We start from the raw sequence: 17,327 nt of genomic DNA on the forward strand, positions 1-17,327 counted from the left end.
TAAGCATTACTCACCCGTCCGCCGCTAGGTCGTATAGCAAGCTATACTTCCCCGCTCGACTTGCATGTGTTAAGCCTGCCGCCAGCGTTCAATCTGAGCCATGATCAAACTCTTCAGTTAAAATCATTAGTAGCTTATGGCTACAAATCTTGGCTCATCAATTTTCTGACAAATATTTCTCAAATAAACTTCGAGTAATTCTTACCATTCAATCAATGAAATATTTTCGATCGATCAATCAGTAAAAATCCACACAAGTTGTTCTTCATAATCTCTTAATGATCTTTCTAACACCTCGTCAGTGCTAGAAGCTGGACTCAATATACTTAACAACTCAGCACTTCGTGCTTCGTTCATTTCCGTCTATCTCGTCGGTATGGGGTGCATTCTAGACCATTACGAAATCTTTGCAAGTGCTTTTAACTGGTTGTTTTATCGAGTGTTGTATTTTTATGCACTAAAAAGGTTCAAAAACAAACAACCATGAACTTAACTCAATAATTTTAAAGCAGAAATATAGATTTAATATTTCTGCTTTCTTTTTTCATTACTTTTGCACTGCTGCTGCTTTAATATTCACACTGAGAATTTTAACAGGTTGTTTCGGTACATCTTGATGTGGCCCTGCACGTCCTGTCGGTACTTTAGTGATCTTATCCACCACATCCATACCTTTAGTGACCTGACCAAAAACCGCATAACCTGCGTTATTGGTACTTCTATCTAGAAAGTTATTATCTACCACATTAATAAAGAACTGACTGGTTGCAGAATGCGGTAAGTTGGTTCGTGCCATCGCCAAAGTGCCACGTTTATTCGATAAACCATTGCTTGATTCATTTTGAATGGCTGGTCGTGTTGGTTTTTCTACCAGGTCAGCAGTCATGCCCCCACCTTGCACCATAAAACCCGGAATGACGCGATGAAAGATCGTGCCGTTATAAAACTTAGCTTTCGTATAGTCTTCAAAGTTTTTTGCTGAGATTGGTGCTTTATCATTAAACAGTTCAATTTCGATGTTGCCCATTGATGTTTTCATTTCAACAATCGTGTTATTTGCCATGACCGCCATACTCATACATGTAGCCGCCACTGCAACTAAACTCTTCTTTAACATTTCGTTACTCACAGCATTCAGATGTTATTAGATTTCGGTATATTAATCGTTCAGTATAAATAAAACACTACTTCTTCTAAGAAAACGAGAATAACGATGAATGAAGCTTTAGCCCTGTCTCAATTGAGTCAATTTCCACCTTGGCATTTACAAGGTGAAGCCTTTATTTTGAATTATTGGATTAGTCCGCAATTTATTCGACAATATAACGCGTTTCGTATCGCCCCGTCCCCGATTGGTCGTGTGGTTCAAGTCATGTTGGTGCGTTATCATCAATCCCCTGTTGGACCTTATGATGAACTACTTTTACTCGACCATCCTTTACTGAGCAAACGGCGTTTAAGTTCGATTCCTAAAATTTATGTGTCTACACAGATTTCAGTTGAACATGGTCAACAACTTTGGGGTATTCCGAAAGAGTTTGCTCAGTTTGACTGGCATACGCAGCACGAAACAACACAATGTCAACTCAGCACTCAAAACCAAACCCTGTGTTTAACACTCACCCAGTGCAAAAAGGCACGTCCGTTTTATATTAATAGTCATCACATTCCACGTTCTATGCTCAAAATACAGCAAGCGTGGCAAGGTCAACGTTATGAGTTTTCTCCACAGTTTCGCGCAAAGCTAATGAAACTGAAAAAATTTGAATGGCAAAACCATACCACTCTCTTTCCAGACTTTGGCCAAGCCAAGGCTCTACAAAGTTTTTATGTCCCGAGCTTTCAGCTCGTTTTTCCAGAAGCCAAAATCCGCTCTAAATAAAAAAAGAATGTTCCACGTGAAACATTCTTTTTAAAATTCATGCTTTTTTATTTGGCATTCTTATCCCAAAATTTTCTAAAATCCTTTGCCATATCTATGGTGATTTTTTTTGCCCGACGAGAAATGATGGTGAAGTTCACAAACCCATGGGGTTGATCTAGATAATTCTGATAATAAACCTTATTGCCCTGCTGCTTTAATTTGATGGCATAAATTTCACCTTCATCATGCAATAAATCATGACCTGCGGTGATGACAAAAGCGGGTGCGACACTTTTTAATACGCCATAAGTCGGCGAAACAATAGGATCATCCAGAGCTACCTGATGTTGTTCAGCATACAACGACGTCACTCTATCGACATCTTGCCCCGTTAAGGTCAGTCCATCTTTATAAGCAAAGAACGATGGATGGCGACTTTTGAAATCGACCACGGGGTAAATTAACAGTTGTGCACTTGGCGCATAAGCTTTTGCAGCAGTTCGCTGCGCCACCACGGCACTGATATTACCACCTGCACTATCGCCAGCCACCGCAATTCGATTTTTCAAAATTTTGAACTGACGACGGTTTTGATAGACCCAAGCCAAAGCATCTTCACAGGATTGAATCAATAAATTCGGACCAACTTCTGGCGCCAAAGGATAGTCAATACTGAGCACCTGCACTTTGGCATGGATTGCAAGTAAGCGACAGACTTCATCATGGCTGTCGAGGCTGCCAACCACGAACCCGCCGCCATGATAAAACACCAACATCGGAAGTTTCTTATTCGGTGCAGGATGATAATGCCGCGCAAATACAGTTCCACTTTGTAAAGGTAGACGTAAATCTTCCACTTGTTTTACCGCGCTGGGTTTCGCGGTCAACATTTGAATTTGATGATCAAACAATTTACGCGAACGATGATAGTCTTCAAAAATAAAGCCCGATTTGCCTTGCTTATATTGAGCTGCCATTAAGCATTTAATAAAGGGATCTAATTGCTCAAACTGGTGAGGATAACCCAGCGCTTTAACCAAGCCTTCTTGTGCTACTGTCGGTAAGCGATCAATCACTCGTGCCGCACTGCCTTGGCCTTGTTCCATCCATTGTTGTAAAGTTTGATTCAACACGCCCATGTCAATAATATCCTTTTATCGTTCTTCATATTCTCTACATGATCAGCACTTACGTGACCATTCTCTTATATAAGTCTTCACATCAAGATACATAGCAATACGCCCTATACGCTAATCTTCTTTTAAGAGCTTGTCATTGACAATTTTTATGCCGATTTAGGAGTGTTTTGCTACTCCGTTTTATGAAGGAGACCTGCCATGACTAAAAAAATGATATTCCTCTCGCTCATCAGCACCTTATTTGTTGGTTGTGTGGCTTTTCCTGAGGATGGCTATTATGACGGACGCTATGACCACCGCTATGATTATGACGATCGACGCTACGACCAGCATAATCGCTATGAACGTGAACGAGACCGCCAACGTTGGGAATACCAACAACGACAAAACCGTATCGAACGCGAACGTCGCGAGGCAGACCGAAACCGCCAAAGACATGCTGAATGGGAACGCCAAAACCGCGAACAAGAACGGCAACGTATTGAAGCTGAGCGCAAACGGATCGCTAACCAACGTCATCAAGACTGGCAACAGAAAAAGCGTGATCAAGAGCGATTAAACCAAGAACGTAAACGTTATGATGCTGAGCGTCAGCAACGACAAAATGCCGAACGCAAACGTCGTGAGCAAGAGCGTCAACGAACTGAAGATCGACGCCGCGATCAAAACAAAGGTTGGGATAACTCACGTCAAGAGCGAGATAATCGTCATCGCACATCAGACTGATGAAATAGATTTACTCCCTAAAAAAGACCTTCACGGCATCCTGTGAAGGTCTTTAACAAAGCGAGTGTAAGAGAAGTTCTCTTTTAAACTTTATTGTTGTGTTGTCGCAGGTGTAGATTGGATGGGTTCAATCTGAGCCTCAGGATCTGCTTGAACCTCGACTCCAGCACTTCCCTCAACGGTTGCTGTTGCATCTGGTGCCGTGGTCACTTGAGCGGACTCTGGTGCAGTACTGGTTTCATTTGAGCTACAGCCCACAATGGCAAATGCTGAACCTAAAAGCGCTAGAGACAATAATGCAGTTTTCTTATTTAACATTCTTTCATTTCCTTTTATGTCATACAAAAATAGCAAAGCCAAACTTTGCCCTGCCTATCTTTGTCAAATCTGAAAACTTTTACACACGTGCTGAGTTGTAGTTTTTGCAGACTCGAGTACAACTTGTGCAATTTTTTATTAATTGCGCACAAATGCCGCCTTAGCACTACATCTCAACAGCAATGCAAGTTAATGTGCTGATTCTGCATTATTTCTTTCTTCGGTGAGCAGCACAAAAGGAAATCCATACTTGGCCCATCAACTCTTCAGCATTGCAGAACTCCTGTATGCTGATACACGATTAAATAATGTTATTTCTAAATTTGAAGCAAAAAAAGCTTAACCCAAGGTGGATTAAGCTCGAAACAGCATACAAAAATAAAGAAACCTCAGCCTTAAAAATCGAATTTTGAGCGCAAAGCTCGAATCATCCTGACAGAATTACACCCTTCCGCTAAATAAAGTACTTTTTGGAGAAGCACTATTCAAAAACCTAAATCTCTAAATTAGGAGGGTTTCCCCAAGCTATCCAAATAGGTCGCAGTCATCATACTTTGCTCTCTCCACAAAGTATGATCACCGCTGATAAATTCATTATGTAGACAATCAAAAATTAGTAAAACAGATAAATTTGATTAAAATAATTCAATGTAACGATTAGACTTTTTCAACATCAAAAAACTAAAGCAGGATTGGAAATGGACCTTCGGACAGAATAAGCGCCAAGAAAGCCTGATTTCAGCAAATTTTTACCAAAAATACATGAATTAATCACTGAAGCCGCTTGAATTTTTGGCTGTTGCCCCGACCTTTTGTAGTAATCCTGAATTCAATAACGCATGGCAGTTCAGATTAACCCAGTTAACACTGATGCCTGAAGGACTGTACATGTTTAAGAACCCATTTAAACGGAGTAAATCAATGGCGACTGAGCACAATCAAGAAGCTCAAGATCTAGGGCAAGAGCAAGCGGATTCACAAACAGCGCAAACTCAAGCTGAAACGGAGCAAGCTGAAGTTTCAGTTGAGGATTTACAAGCTCAAATTACCAATCTTGAAGAAAGCTTAAAACTTGAAAAAGCACGCACTGCAAATGCTGTATACGAAGCACAAAAAAGTGTAGAGCGTATTCAACGTGAATCAGATAAGCATAAAGACACCGTTCTCGAAAAATTCGCAAAAGAGTTACTCGACTCAGTGGATAATTTAGAACGTGCCCTTAGCGCATCGGGTGAAGAAAAAACACCAATGTTTGAAGGTGTGGAACTGACGTTGAAATCGTTACTGACTGCACTGGAAAAATTTGGTGTGGTCGCAGTTGATACAGCAAATGGTTTCAATGCGGACTTGCATCAAGCAGTCGGGATTGATCCAAATGCAAAAGCCAACGAGATCGGAACGGTCTTACAAAAAGGTTATACCTTAAATGGTCGTTTGCTACGTCCAGCAATGGTCATGGTTGGCGCATAAGCCCTATAAATTCGAGTGTTTGTAAAATTTTTTCTTGATTATCACTTGAAAAAAATTGAACGGCTCTCATATCGAATAACAAGCAAAAACATTGCAAAAATTTTTGAGGAATCATCCAAATGGCTAAAATCATTGGTATTGACTTAGGTACAACAAACTCTTGTGTCGCTGTACTTGAAGGCGACAAAGTTAAAGTGATCGACAACGCTGAAGGTGCACGTACAACACCATCGATTATTGCGTATAAAGATGGCGAAATCTTGGTGGGTCAGTCTGCAAAACGTCAAGCAGTGACTAACCCTAAAAACACATTATTCGCGATCAAACGTTTGATCGGTCGTAAGTATCAAGACCAAGCGGTTCAAAAGGACATCGGTCTTGTCCCTTACAAAATCATCAAAGCAGACAATGGCGATGCTTGGGTTGATGTAAACGACAAAAAACTTGCACCACAACAAATCTCTGCTGAAATCTTGAAAAAGATGAAGAAAACAGCAGAAGATTACTTAGGTGAAACGGTTACTGAAGCGGTGATTACTGTTCCTGCTTACTTTAACGATGCGCAGCGTCAAGCAACTAAAGATGCGGGTAAAATCGCAGGTTTAGAAGTTAAACGTATCATCAACGAACCAACGGCTGCTGCACTTGCATTCGGTATGGACAAAAAAGAAGGCGACCGTAAAATCGCGGTTTATGACTTAGGTGGTGGTACTTTTGACGTATCTATCATTGAAATCGCTGACTTAGATGGCGACCAACAAATTGAAGTATTGTCGACTAACGGTGATACCTTCCTTGGCGGTGAAGACTTCGATAATGCTTTAATCGAGTTCTTGGTTGAAGAGTTCAAGAAAGAACAAAACTTCAACTTGAAACAAGATCCACTTGCATTACAACGTTTGAAAGAAGCAGCTGAAAAAGCAAAAATCGAGCTTTCTTCGTCAAATGCAACTGAAATTAACCTTCCGTACATCACGGCTGATGCGACTGGTCCTAAACATTTAGTGATCAACGTAACGCGTGCAAAACTTGAAGGTTTAGTGGCTGATTTGGTTGAACGTACAATCGAACCTTGCCGTATTGCACTTAAAGATGCAGGTCTTTCAACGTCTGAGATTTCTGATGTGATCTTGGTGGGTGGTCAGTCTCGTATGCCACTTGTACAACAAAAAGTACAAGAGTTCTTCGGTCGTGAACCACGTAAAGACGTGAACCCTGATGAAGCGGTAGCAATGGGTGCTGCAATTCAAGGTGCGGTATTGTCTGGTGACAAAACTGACGTACTTCTTCTTGACGTGACTCCGTTGACACTTGGTATCGAAACCATGGGTGGCGTGTTAACAGCAATTATTGAGAAAAACACCACGATTCCTGCGAAGAAGTCTCAAGTGTTCTCAACTGCTGCGGACAACCAACCTGCTGTAGACATTTCTGTGTTCCAAGGTGAACGTAAAATGGCACAGCAAAACAAATTGTTGGGTAACTTCCAATTGGGCGACATTCCACCTGCTCCACGTGGTGTGCCACAAATTGAAGTATCGTTCGACATTAACGCTGACGGTATCTTAAAAGTATCGGCTAAAGATAAGAGCACTGGTAAAGAGCAATCCATCCAGATTAAAGCAAACTCAGGTTTGTCTGATGCTGAAATCGAAGCAATGATCAAAGATGCTGAAGCGAATGCTGAAGAAGACCGTAAGTTCGAAGAACTTGCGAAAGCACGTAACGAAGCGGATGCATTGGTATCTTCTGCTCAAAAAGCAGTAAAAGATCTAGGTGAGCAAGTAACTGCTGACGAAAAAACTGCTGTTGAAACTGCAGTCGCTGAGCTTGAAACTTCGACCAAAGAAAATGATGTAGAAGACATCAAAGCGAAAACTGAAGCACTTCAAAACATCATCATGCCGATCACGCAACGCGCTTATGAAGCTGCGCAAGGTCAAGGCGGTGCTGAAGGTTTCGACCCGAATGCATTTGGCGGTGACGCTGGTCAACAACAAAAAGCGGACGATGGCGTTGTAGATGCTGAGTTCACTGAAGTAAAAGATGACAAAAAATAATTTGTCTCTTTAATAAAAAACCGCGCGAAAGCGCGGTTTTTTATTACCTAAATATTGTTGTTTCACATTCCACTTTTACATTAGGCTGATAAAAAATTTAGATCTCAGCCTTCAATGAAAAATTTACAATTGGGCCTCATCGCCCTCATTACAACCTTCGGTTCCGCATGTACCACAATAAGCCCCTCCGTAGAAACAGCTAAAAACCAACAGCAACAAAGTGTGCAGCAGCAGATCCATCAGGCCTTCAATCAACTCCAAACCACGGGGGTGATTGTCATAAAGGATAAGCATGGCTTACACAGCTACGGCAATGACTTGAGCCGTGCTCAGACACCCTATGTACCTGCCTCTACCTTTAAAATGCTGAATGCCTTAATCGGACTAGAACATGGTAAAGCAACCAACACCGAGGTGTTTAAATGGGATGGTCAAAAGCGCAGCTTCCCTGCTTGGGAAAAAGACATGACTTTAGGGCAAGCCATGCAAGCATCTGCCGTTCCCGTTTATCAGGAGCTAGCACGGCGCATTGGCCTAGATCTAATGAAAAAAGAAGTACAGCGCATTGGATATGGCAATCAACAGATTGGCACCGTTGTCGATAACTTTTGGTTAGTCGGTCCACTGCAAATTACGCCTGTTCAAGAAGTCCTTTTTGTAGAGAAGCTGGCCAATACACAACTAGCTTTTAAACCAGATGTGCAACATGCAGTACAACACATGCTGCTGATTGAACAAAAACCGAATTATAAACTCTACGCCAAATCAGGCTGGGGTATGGACCTAGAACCGCAAGTGGGCTGGTGGACAGGCTGGGTCGAAACAGCAACAGGTGAAAAAGTGTATTTTGCTTTGAATATGCATATGAAAACAGGGATTTCAGCCAGCGTACGTGAGCAACTGGTCAAACAAAGTCTGACAACACTGGGGATAATTTAAGTCCACAGAGAAGACGCATTTTTTATGTTGCAAAGGTATTTTTTACGCTAAAGTAGCTAAAAATAAAGATATATGAAGAAATATGCGTCAAAGTCTCTTGTTTGCTTTACTGGGCTTTTTAGGGTTGATTCTGTATCAAAATATACAACAGCCCCAGCTGCGTCTCAATCCACTGCTGGATCGGCTCACCCATCCTTTCGATCAGCGTATTCGCTATCGTATTGCGGAAGTCGATCCACGTTTTGGTCTTAGTGAACATGAGTTAAAGTACATTAGCCAGCAAGCCACGGATATTTGGAAACAAGGTTTGGGCCAAGACTACTTTGTCTATGACCCCAATGCTCGGCTCAGTATTCGACTCATTTATGACCAGCGTCAAGATGAGTCGGTACAACGCCGTGATCAACTGTCTAAACTGACACAAAATGAACAAGGGCTGAGTCAGAAGAATACTGAACTCAAAGCCATGCAACAAAATCTGGCACGTCACTCAGGGGCTTTAGATGTGCAAAAACAGAGTCTACAGGAACTTAGCCAAAAGTATAATGCCATGATCCGTCAGTATAACCAGCACGGCGGAGTCCCTGCTTCGCAGCAGGCGGCTGTACAACAGAGTTTGGCGCAGCTGCGCCAACAGCAACACGTTTTAGACCAACAAATTGCCAGCTTTAACCTGCAAGTGAATGCCTACAATCAAAAGGTAGATGAACTGAACCGCTTAGATCAAGGCCATAATCGGGCCATCGACCAGTTCAACCAACGCTTCCAACCCCGTCTATTTGATAAAGGACTGTTCAATGGGCGTGAAATTCATATTTATGAGTTTGAGTCCAAAGAAGACTTACGTCTGACTTTAGCGCATGAATTTGGCCATGCCCTCGGAATGAAACATCATAATGATCCGAAAGCCCTGATGTACCCAATGCTAGAAGAGCAAGATATGCAGCATTTCCGTTTACAAAGTGCCGATATTGCATTGTTTAATGCCCGTTGAAATGATGAATTACTAAAAAAATCCCCTAATTTTAATATGTGTATGAAATACAATCACAGCACATCTTGACTCGGGTTCGTGTTATTGTAAATAATTGAATATCCACTAGAAGCTTTGGAGACGAATGTGAGTTACTACCATATCTTAATCGAAGTAAATGACCACATCAGTACGATTGAAGAAACTCGTGATATCGAAATCTTTGATATTGTTGAGATTCAACCTTATCTCCATTCTATTCTATTGCCCTATTTTAACGAGCAGCTGTTAGAACTTGAAGATGAAAATTTAGAGTTTAAGGATGTTTTACACCTGGAAGTGAAACAGACGCTTTTACCGATCAATGACTTGATCGAAGAAGAACAGAAACTGTTACCGAGTGACACCGATGTCACCATTACTGCCTATGAAGTTTTTAATAACCGTGACTTAAGCCAAGATGTCACCACGATTATTTTTGACTTACTCGATGCAATTAAACTCGATTGAAAGTGAATGATTGCACATAAAAAAGCCCTCATCATGAGGGCTTTTTTAATCAGATCAGGCTTAGATCGAGAAAGATGAACCACAACCACAGGTCGTTGTTGCATTTGGGTTTTGCACGATGAAACGTGAACCTTCTAAACCTTCAATATAATCCACCACTGAACCGACCAAATATTGATAACTCAATGAGTCAACCAACATTTTCACATCACCATTGATAAATTCTGCGTCGTCTTCATTTTGGTTTTCAGCAAAGTTAAAACCATAAGAAAAACCTGAACAACCACCGCCCGTGACATATACACGAAGCATTAAATCCTGATTCCCTTCACTGTCACGTAATTGACGTACTTTATTTGCGGCATTGTCGCTTAGTTCAAGTGCTTGGGCATTCATCTTAGATTCCTCAGTTCGGTTCAGCTGTCTTTCAAATCAAAAAGACCATATTTCGAGTATAGCATACTCAATATATGGTCCCTATTTGAATATTTAAAGTCAAATCAGACTAATTTTCTCAAGATTGTTTGTAATTTTCATCCTGTAGTCCACATTCAAAGTTTTTCGCCGCTTGCTTACAACGGAATTGCCATAACAGTTTCATCATTCGCTTATCGTAAATACCGCGGTTGGTAAGATCAATTCGTGCTTCCCGCATCATCTTTTGATAACCGGGTTGATCTGCAGCGGGCACCTGCATCCAATATTTTTGCGGAATTTCAGCTTTCATTTTACCCAAAATACCGAATGCACGCGGCAGCTGGCCTTTGACCCATTCCCGTGATTTTTGCCCATAACCTGCAGGGAATTTATCCGGACGAATGATAATATTGCCTGTGACCTGTAAAATCGGATAATTTACAATCGCCCCTTTCGTCCCCAAGCCTTTATGTAACTCTAAGGGCTTAAAAACCGCTGCAGGCGCACCAATAATGTCGACTTGACCGTTATTGAACTTTGCACCAAAGTTCGTGACATCGGCACTCACAGCTTGCGCACCAATTTGTTGAACCATGACTTTTTGCGCCTGGTCATAGTCTAAAACCGCAATTTTCTTGCCTGCGGCTTTCGCTACTGTATTGATGCTACGGTCATTCACCAATAAAAAGGCGTCCCCCACAGGAATCACACCTGCCACTTCATACTTGCCATTGACCATATGTTTAGCAAAAGTTGGGCTGGCCAAGCCTTGCATCACTTTAACCGCTAAATTGAGATCGGGAATCGCACCAATTGCGTCGAGTGAGCCTGTAAACGAATTAAATTGACGCCCGCGCATGCCTGTAACACTAATGGCATCGCATTTTCCTGCTTTAAAATCCTCAGCAATCACGGCTTCGTTTTGTCCGACCCGCAGTTCAATATCCGCGCCCCAGTTTTTAGCCGCCAACTGATAATCTTTCATCAGGCTATACACATCACCATTTTTACCGACCAAGTCGAATACACAAACCACTTGTTTGGCCTGTGCCATCGCTGTTGCAGAAATGACTAATGTCCCGACACTGAGGCTTTTCATCCACTGTTTCATGTATCTTCCTTTTGACTTATTGTTGTTTATTGTGATGAGCCATTCACTTCTGCTCTTTGTTATTTTTTAATGCCCCGAATGACAATGCACTCGGTTCAAAACCACTCATTTCCTACGCGCTATACAAATTAGCTGCTTCAAATCCATTTAAATCGGTCGGTTAAAAGCAAAAAAGAAAGCTCAATTTAAACTAAGCTTTCTTTGATTACACTCGAAAATTACTCACCGCCCAGTGAGCATTCAAAGTTGGCTTTATCCACCGAGCAACGGGCTTTTTTCAACACTGACATCATTGCTGGATCATAAATGCCTCGTTTGGTCATATCCATCCGACCATCGCGCAGCATTTTTTGATATTTGGTTTTGTCTTCTGCTGTAAGATTCATTTTGTATTTTGCAGGAATGCCTGCTTCTAAACGACCAATCATCGCGATGCTTTTCGGTAGGTTTTTCACAAACCAATCTCGCGATTTTTGTCCAAAGCCTGCGGGGAATTGATCTGGGCGAATCACAAAGTCAGCTGTCACTTGTAGTACAGGGAAGTTAAACATGGCGCCGTTCGTGCCTAAACCTTTATAAATTTCTAAAGGTTTATAAGCATAAGCCGGTGCCCCGACCATATCAACTTGACCATTATTAAACTTCGCCACAAAGTTAGACACATCGGAAATCACAGCTTGCGCACCGACGCGTTGTACCATGATTTTTTGGGCATCGTCATAGCCCAAGACTGCAAACTTTTTACCTGCCGCTTTTTCAATGGAATTAATACTTTTATCGCGCACAAAAATAAAAGCTGAACCTAAAGGTGCAATCCCTGCCACTTCATATTTTTTACCCCCAAGATTGGTCACCATTTTGGTCGCATTACGCTGATCCAATGCAAAAGTAATCGCACGTTGTGCAATAGCATTGCTTGGAGCACCGCCCAATGCATCAATAGAACCGACAAATTTATTGTACTGGCGTGCACGCATAGCGGTCATAAACACGCCATCACACTTGCCTGCTTTAAAGTCGTTGTCGGCAACGGCTTCATCTTGACGAGGGATCAAATTAATTTCAGCTCCCCAGCCTTTTGCCGCCAAAGCCCATTCTTGCGCCATTTGATACGACTCACCAGATTTGCCAAGCAAGTCAAATACACAGATGTCCACTTTAGCCGCTTGTGCTGTCGACGCTACACCCAAAGCAGAAAAAGCAGCGAGTGCGAGGGTTAATTTTTTCATTCTTGTGTCCTTGTTCGTTTTGTTGTTTGACAGGTGTCCATACACATGCAAAATATTAAGCAAGTTAAAATTAAAAAAATAGAGCATTTACTCAAAAATTACTGTCAATTGGGCAAATTTTTTCTTTTCTCTCATTTTTATTTTCACAGGATTATTAAAAGCATTTTAAATTCATCATATTAAAATAAAAACTCTGCATCATCCTTTTTACATGAATGATGCTTAATATTACAAAGAAATACAGATTTTCGCCTTATTCACCGCCCAATGAACATTCAAAATTGGTGCGTTCAACCGTACAACGGGCTTTTTTTAACACGCGCATCATGCCTGGGTCATAGACCCCTTGTTTGGTTAAATCAATGCGCCCTTCCCGTAGCAAGCGCTGATATTTTTCTTTATCTTCTTTGCTGAGCTGCATTTTGATTTTACTGGGAATGGCAGCTTCAAGTCGCTGCACCATAGCAAAGGATTGCGGAATTTTTTGCAAAAACCATTGCCGTGATTGCTCGCCAAATTGAGCAGGAAAACGCTCGGGTCTGACAATTAAATCTGCAGTGACATTGACTACGGGAAAGTTAAGCATAGCCCCTTTAGAGCCTAGACCTTTTTCAATTTCTAAGGGTTTATAGGCATATGCAGGTGCAGCAACCACATCGACTTCGCCCGTATTAAACTTTTTTATAAAGTTGGAAATATCCGACATTACAGGTACAGCACCCACTCGCTCCACCATCACCCGTTGTGCCCGGTCATAATGCAGGATGGCAAATTTTTTACCTTGCGCTTTTTCGATGGTATTCAGACTTCGGTCTTTTACAAAAATATAGGCTGAACCAATCAAGCCAATGCCTGCCACTTCATAGCTCTCCCCTTGTAAGGTGGTGGTCATGCGCTTGGTATTTCTGGGATCGAGTACATATTCCACCGCCTTTTGTGCAATTTTATTGCTCGGCACTCCGCCTAAGGCATCAATCGAACCTGCGAACTTGTTATAGGTGCGCGCGCGCATCGAGGTCATATACACCGCATCGCATTTATCATTTTGGAAGGCTTTATCGGCCAAGTCTTCGTCCTGAAACGAAATCAACTGTATCTGTGCACCCCATTTTTTACTGACCAAAGCCCATTCTTCTAAGAATTTATAGGACTCCCCTGCTTTACCCAGTAAATCAAAGACACACACCTGCTGCTTCGCCTGCACCATACTTGAGAAGCCGCACAGTGCTAGCGTCGATAAAATAAAAAATCCTTTTCTTTTCATTATTATCCCTTCATATTTTTGTTTTACTGGGAAAATATATCTGTGTGCTATTCCTCAATATAGGTCAAAAAAGGTCAACTTTTAGCTTTCCGACCAAAGGTCAAATGGTTTCATCCTCCCCTTATAAAGAAATGCTGAGAGATTTCAGTTCAGATAAATTTTGAATGTTTAGTCTTTTACTGACGCATCCATTAGAATAGGCGCACCTTTTTCTGATATTTGATAGTTCCATGATTCAGCTTGATCAAGTTTCATTGCGCCGTGGTGGACGAGTGTTATTTCAAAAAGCCTCCATGCAAATCCATCCAGGTTGGAAAGTTGGTCTCACTGGTGTCAATGGTGCTGGAAAATCAACCCTGTTTGCTGCGCTCTTAGGCTCGATAGGTCCTGATGATGGCACCCTGAGCCGCCCTGCCGTATGGACGGTGGCACACATGGCACAGGAAGTAAAAGCCTTAGATATGGCTGCGATTGATTTCGTCCTGACCGGTGATGAAGAATATTGGAACATTCAACAACAGCTCAACCATCCTGAACAGTTAACTGACACTGAACTGGCTGATTTACATGGCCGATTCGACGAAATTAACGGTTATTCCGCACCCGCTAAAGCCGCTCAGCTTATGGCGGGTCTCGGTTTTATGGAACATCAAAACCAACTCTTGGTTTCGAGTTTCTCTGGTGGATGGCGAATGCGTTTAAACTTAGCGCGTACTTTGATGAGCCGTTCGGATCTATTATTACTGGATGAACCGACCAACCACTTAGATCTCGATGCTATTTTATGGTTAGAAGATTGGTTAAATGCCTATACGGGCACCCTGATTTTAATTTCGCATGACCGCGATTTCTTAGATGCGATTACCAACCGTATTTTACATATCGAAAATCAAGAACTCACCCTCTATAGTGGCAACTATTCCACCTTTGAAACCACTCGTGCAGAACGTTTAGCACAACAACAACAAGCCTATGAAAAGCAGCTCGAAACACGGGCGCATATTCAAAAATATATTGACCGTTTTAAAGCCCAAGCCACTAAAGCACGTCAAGCACAAAGCCGAATTAAACAATTGGAACGGATGCAGTTACTTGCCCCTGCACATGTCGATACCCCATTTACCTTTAGCTTCCGTGAACCCACCAAAATGAGTTCACCACTGCTGACTTTAGAGCAGGCTGATATTGGTTATGGTGATAAACTGATTGCCACCAATATCAACATACAAATCACCCCGACGAGCCGAATTGGCTTATTGGGGATGAATGGTGCAGGTAAATCAACTTTAATCAAATCCTTGGTCGGTGATTTACCTTTATTGGCAGGACAACGCAAAGCCTCAGAACTGCTGAATATTGGCTATTTTGCACAGCATCAAATGGATTCACTGGATGAATCGGCCAGCCCAATGCTGCAATTAGCACGGATTGCAGATAAAAAAATCAGTGAAGCGACCTTACGTGCCTTTTTAGGCAGTTTCGGCTTTAGTGGCGAGCGAATGGATACCCCTTGCGAGAGCTTCTCTGGTGGTGAACGTGCCCGTTTGGCACTGGCTTTAATCGTATGGTTACGTCCCAATGTCTTGATTCTAGACGAACCGACCAACCATTTAGACTTAGATATGCGCCATGCGCTGACCATGGCTTTACAAGACTATGAAGGTGCTGTGGTCTTGGTTTCGCACGAACGCCAACTGATTGCCAGCGTATGTGATGACCTCATTTTAGTCCATGCTGGAAAATCCACCGAATTTGAAGGCGATCTTCACGATTATGCCAACTGGTTACGCCAAGCGCGCCTAGAAATGATTAAACAAGGTGGAATCGTAGCGCCGATCGTATCGAAAGTCAGCACTCAAAAAACCATCGTTTCTAAAGTTGATAAAGAAGCGCAGCGTAAATTGGCCGCACAACGCCGTGAACAAACGCGCCCGATTCGTAAAAACATCGAAAAATGTGAAAGCCTGCTGGCAAAACACCAGCCACGTTTACTCGACATTGAACATTTACTCGGTGATGCTGGCCTATATGACGCTTCACGCAAAGATGAGCTCATGAAACTGATGAATGAGCAAACCGAACTTAAAAACCAAGTCAGTGAAGCTGAAGAACAAATGCTAGAGCTGATGATGGAACTTGAAGAGCTCGAAAGCTCATTCGAAAACGAATAATCTTTCCTCATACACCCTGCCCGCTCTGTTTATGCATGGCGGGCATTTTTATGTCTTAACGATTGTGATTGATTTACTTTGATGTAATACCAATCGATCTCCCAAAACCTGCCTTTTCGGTCTATATATAAGCCAATAAGACATGCACACGTATAGTCTGAACATTTTAAAATAATTTATAAGTGATTGAAATTAAAATTATTTCTTAATAAATAAAGTGATAAATTAATGGATTTTTTATTATTTAGATATTCTTAAAAAGCAAAAAAAGATTGTTTAATTTAGCTTAATTAATTGAATATTCAACTATATACAACCCTATTTCCGTGAATTTCACAGCATAAAGCCAGACACAACCTTCACAACAGACAGCGAATATCCATCATGTTCAGACATGCATCTTTCAGTACAACAAGTTTTGAATTTAAAAAGAGGGAATAAATTTAAAAGATCGATTTAAATTTAAAAACAAGGCATGGTTTTAAATTTAAAGACCGCACCTAGAACAACTGTGGATAAAATTATACGTATTTTAGCAGCTGATATAAAGTGCTATTTTTATTTATCCACAGGTCAGCGCTGTTTATTTATCCAGTTGTTTTAGGCAAATCCATCCTGTTTTTGCTCTCTTTTTCCTTAATTTAATACGGCTCTTTGCGCCTTTAAAAACCGTAATTCTTGTATTTTCCAACCCTGATCAAAGACCCATGTTTCTTGGATTTGTTGACGATTTTCAACCAAACCAATCAATACCTGACAGCGTGTTTGGTCACGATTAAATTCAAATTCTTCAAATTCGACGTCGGATTTTTGAGGTTTCCAAACGCCATTTTTCACAGCATGTGCGATCTTTTCATAGCGCGTATAGTTACTCTCTACACGATCAGCTTGTTCATAGACCACTTTAAAATGCTCATCTTCATATTGAGCTAAAACTTCATAATTGCCCGTAAAAAAAGCATTCACCCAAATGTCGCGTACTTGTTCTAGTTGGTTATCCATCATAATGACCTCACATTTTGCACTGTGCAAAAGACTTGATACTCACATCATGACATCGCTATAAGTCAGTTTAATAACAGTATGCACTGTTTATATTTTATTCAAAATCATAAAAAATGCTGTAAAAAAAAGCA

The 17,327-nt window shown here is 41.5% G+C and carries 16 protein-coding genes and 1 rRNA gene; 8 read left to right on the forward strand and 9 right to left on the reverse strand.

Translation table 11 applies throughout. The annotated features are described in order from the left end of the window. Window positions 1–120: ribosomal RNA gene (locus JZ787_RS16735) — 16S ribosomal RNA — on the reverse strand; the annotation flags it as partial. Window positions 121–547: 427 nt separating this feature from the next. Continuing rightward, entirely contained in the window at window positions 548–1,117 is a 570-nt protein-coding gene (locus JZ787_RS16740) for a peptidylprolyl isomerase (RefSeq protein ID WP_005402030.1), read from the reverse strand. Window positions 1,118–1,213: 96 nt separating this feature from the next. Between JZ787_RS16740 and JZ787_RS16745 the strand changes: the two genes are divergently transcribed. Continuing rightward, a complete protein-coding gene (locus JZ787_RS16745; RefSeq protein ID WP_346312911.1) occupies window positions 1,214–1,882 on the forward strand; it encodes an acetoacetate decarboxylase family protein in 669 nt (222 codons plus the stop codon). Window positions 1,883–1,929: 47 nt separating this feature from the next. Here the strand turns inward: JZ787_RS16745 and JZ787_RS16750 are convergent, their stop codons facing one another. Then, a complete protein-coding gene (locus JZ787_RS16750) occupies window positions 1,930–3,003 on the reverse strand; it encodes an alpha/beta hydrolase (protein WP_218289442.1) in 1,074 nt (357 codons plus the stop codon). A gap of 198 nt (window positions 3,004–3,201) precedes the next feature. On the opposite strand from JZ787_RS16750, the gene JZ787_RS16755 reads away from it, so the two are divergent. Then, window positions 3,202–3,729 carry a hypothetical protein gene (locus tag JZ787_RS16755; protein WP_346312912.1) on the forward strand — a complete coding sequence of 176 codons (528 nt, stop codon included), beginning with the start codon at window positions 3,202–3,204 and terminating at the stop codon, window positions 3,727–3,729. Window positions 3,730–3,819: 90 nt separating this feature from the next. On the opposite strand, the gene JZ787_RS16760 is transcribed toward JZ787_RS16755, so the two are convergent. Then, window positions 3,820–4,047: a hypothetical protein gene (locus JZ787_RS16760; protein WP_346312913.1), complete on the reverse strand. Its 228-nt coding sequence runs from the start codon at window positions 4,045–4,047 to the stop codon at window positions 3,820–3,822. A 921-nt stretch (window positions 4,048–4,968) separates the two neighbouring features. On the opposite strand from JZ787_RS16760, the gene grpE reads away from it, so the two are divergent. From grpE to JZ787_RS16785, 5 genes are all read left to right on the forward strand, one after another. Beyond that, on the forward strand, window positions 4,969–5,517 hold the full coding sequence (gene grpE / locus JZ787_RS16765) for a nucleotide exchange factor GrpE (RefSeq protein WP_058951459.1): 549 nt from the start codon (window positions 4,969–4,971) through the stop codon (window positions 5,515–5,517). Between the two features lie 119 nt (window positions 5,518–5,636). Continuing rightward, window positions 5,637–7,577: a molecular chaperone DnaK gene (gene dnaK / locus JZ787_RS16770; RefSeq protein WP_062031141.1), complete on the forward strand. Its 1,941-nt coding sequence runs from the start codon at window positions 5,637–5,639 to the stop codon at window positions 7,575–7,577. Between the two features lie 114 nt (window positions 7,578–7,691). Continuing rightward, a complete protein-coding gene (blaOXA, locus tag JZ787_RS16775) occupies window positions 7,692–8,516 on the forward strand; it encodes an OXA-211 family carbapenem-hydrolyzing class D beta-lactamase (protein ID WP_346312914.1) in 825 nt (274 codons plus the stop codon). 82 nt (window positions 8,517–8,598) lie between these two features. After that, a complete protein-coding gene (locus JZ787_RS16780) occupies window positions 8,599–9,510 on the forward strand; it encodes a matrixin family metalloprotease (protein ID WP_346312915.1) in 912 nt (303 codons plus the stop codon). A gap of 114 nt (window positions 9,511–9,624) precedes the next feature. Then, a complete protein-coding gene (locus tag JZ787_RS16785) occupies window positions 9,625–9,999 on the forward strand; it encodes a hypothetical protein (protein ID WP_005401765.1) in 375 nt (124 codons plus the stop codon). A 60-nt stretch (window positions 10,000–10,059) separates the two neighbouring features. On the opposite strand, the gene erpA is transcribed toward JZ787_RS16785, so the two are convergent. The 4 genes from erpA to JZ787_RS16805 form a co-directional block, all read right to left on the reverse strand. Beyond that, a complete protein-coding gene (gene erpA / locus JZ787_RS16790) occupies window positions 10,060–10,395 on the reverse strand; it encodes an iron-sulfur cluster insertion protein ErpA (RefSeq protein WP_004697409.1) in 336 nt (111 codons plus the stop codon). A gap of 118 nt (window positions 10,396–10,513) precedes the next feature. After that, window positions 10,514–11,527 (reverse strand): putative solute-binding protein, encoded by a 1,014-nt coding sequence (locus JZ787_RS16795; RefSeq protein ID WP_058870658.1) that lies wholly within the window; start codon window positions 11,525–11,527, stop codon window positions 10,514–10,516. 218 nt (window positions 11,528–11,745) lie between these two features. After that, window positions 11,746–12,756: a putative solute-binding protein gene (locus JZ787_RS16800; RefSeq protein ID WP_058951454.1), complete on the reverse strand. Its 1,011-nt coding sequence runs from the start codon at window positions 12,754–12,756 to the stop codon at window positions 11,746–11,748. A gap of 253 nt (window positions 12,757–13,009) precedes the next feature. Continuing rightward, window positions 13,010–14,020: a putative solute-binding protein gene (locus JZ787_RS16805; RefSeq protein WP_346312916.1), complete on the reverse strand. Its 1,011-nt coding sequence runs from the start codon at window positions 14,018–14,020 to the stop codon at window positions 13,010–13,012. Window positions 14,021–14,250: 230 nt separating this feature from the next. On the opposite strand from JZ787_RS16805, the gene JZ787_RS16810 reads away from it, so the two are divergent. Further along, complete coding sequence (locus tag JZ787_RS16810; protein ID WP_346312917.1) at window positions 14,251–16,191, forward strand: ATP-binding cassette domain-containing protein; 1,941 nt, start codon at window positions 14,251–14,253, stop codon at window positions 16,189–16,191. A 636-nt stretch (window positions 16,192–16,827) separates the two neighbouring features. Here JZ787_RS16810 and JZ787_RS16815 read toward each other — a convergent pair. Continuing rightward, complete coding sequence (locus JZ787_RS16815) at window positions 16,828–17,196, reverse strand: hypothetical protein (protein ID WP_346312918.1); 369 nt, start codon at window positions 17,194–17,196, stop codon at window positions 16,828–16,830. Window positions 17,197–17,327 lie beyond the last annotated feature (131 nt).

This window comes from Acinetobacter sp. BWR-L5, from assembly GCF_039655985.1.
GTDB classification, from domain to species: Bacteria; Pseudomonadota; Gammaproteobacteria; order Pseudomonadales; family Moraxellaceae; genus Acinetobacter; species Acinetobacter johnsonii.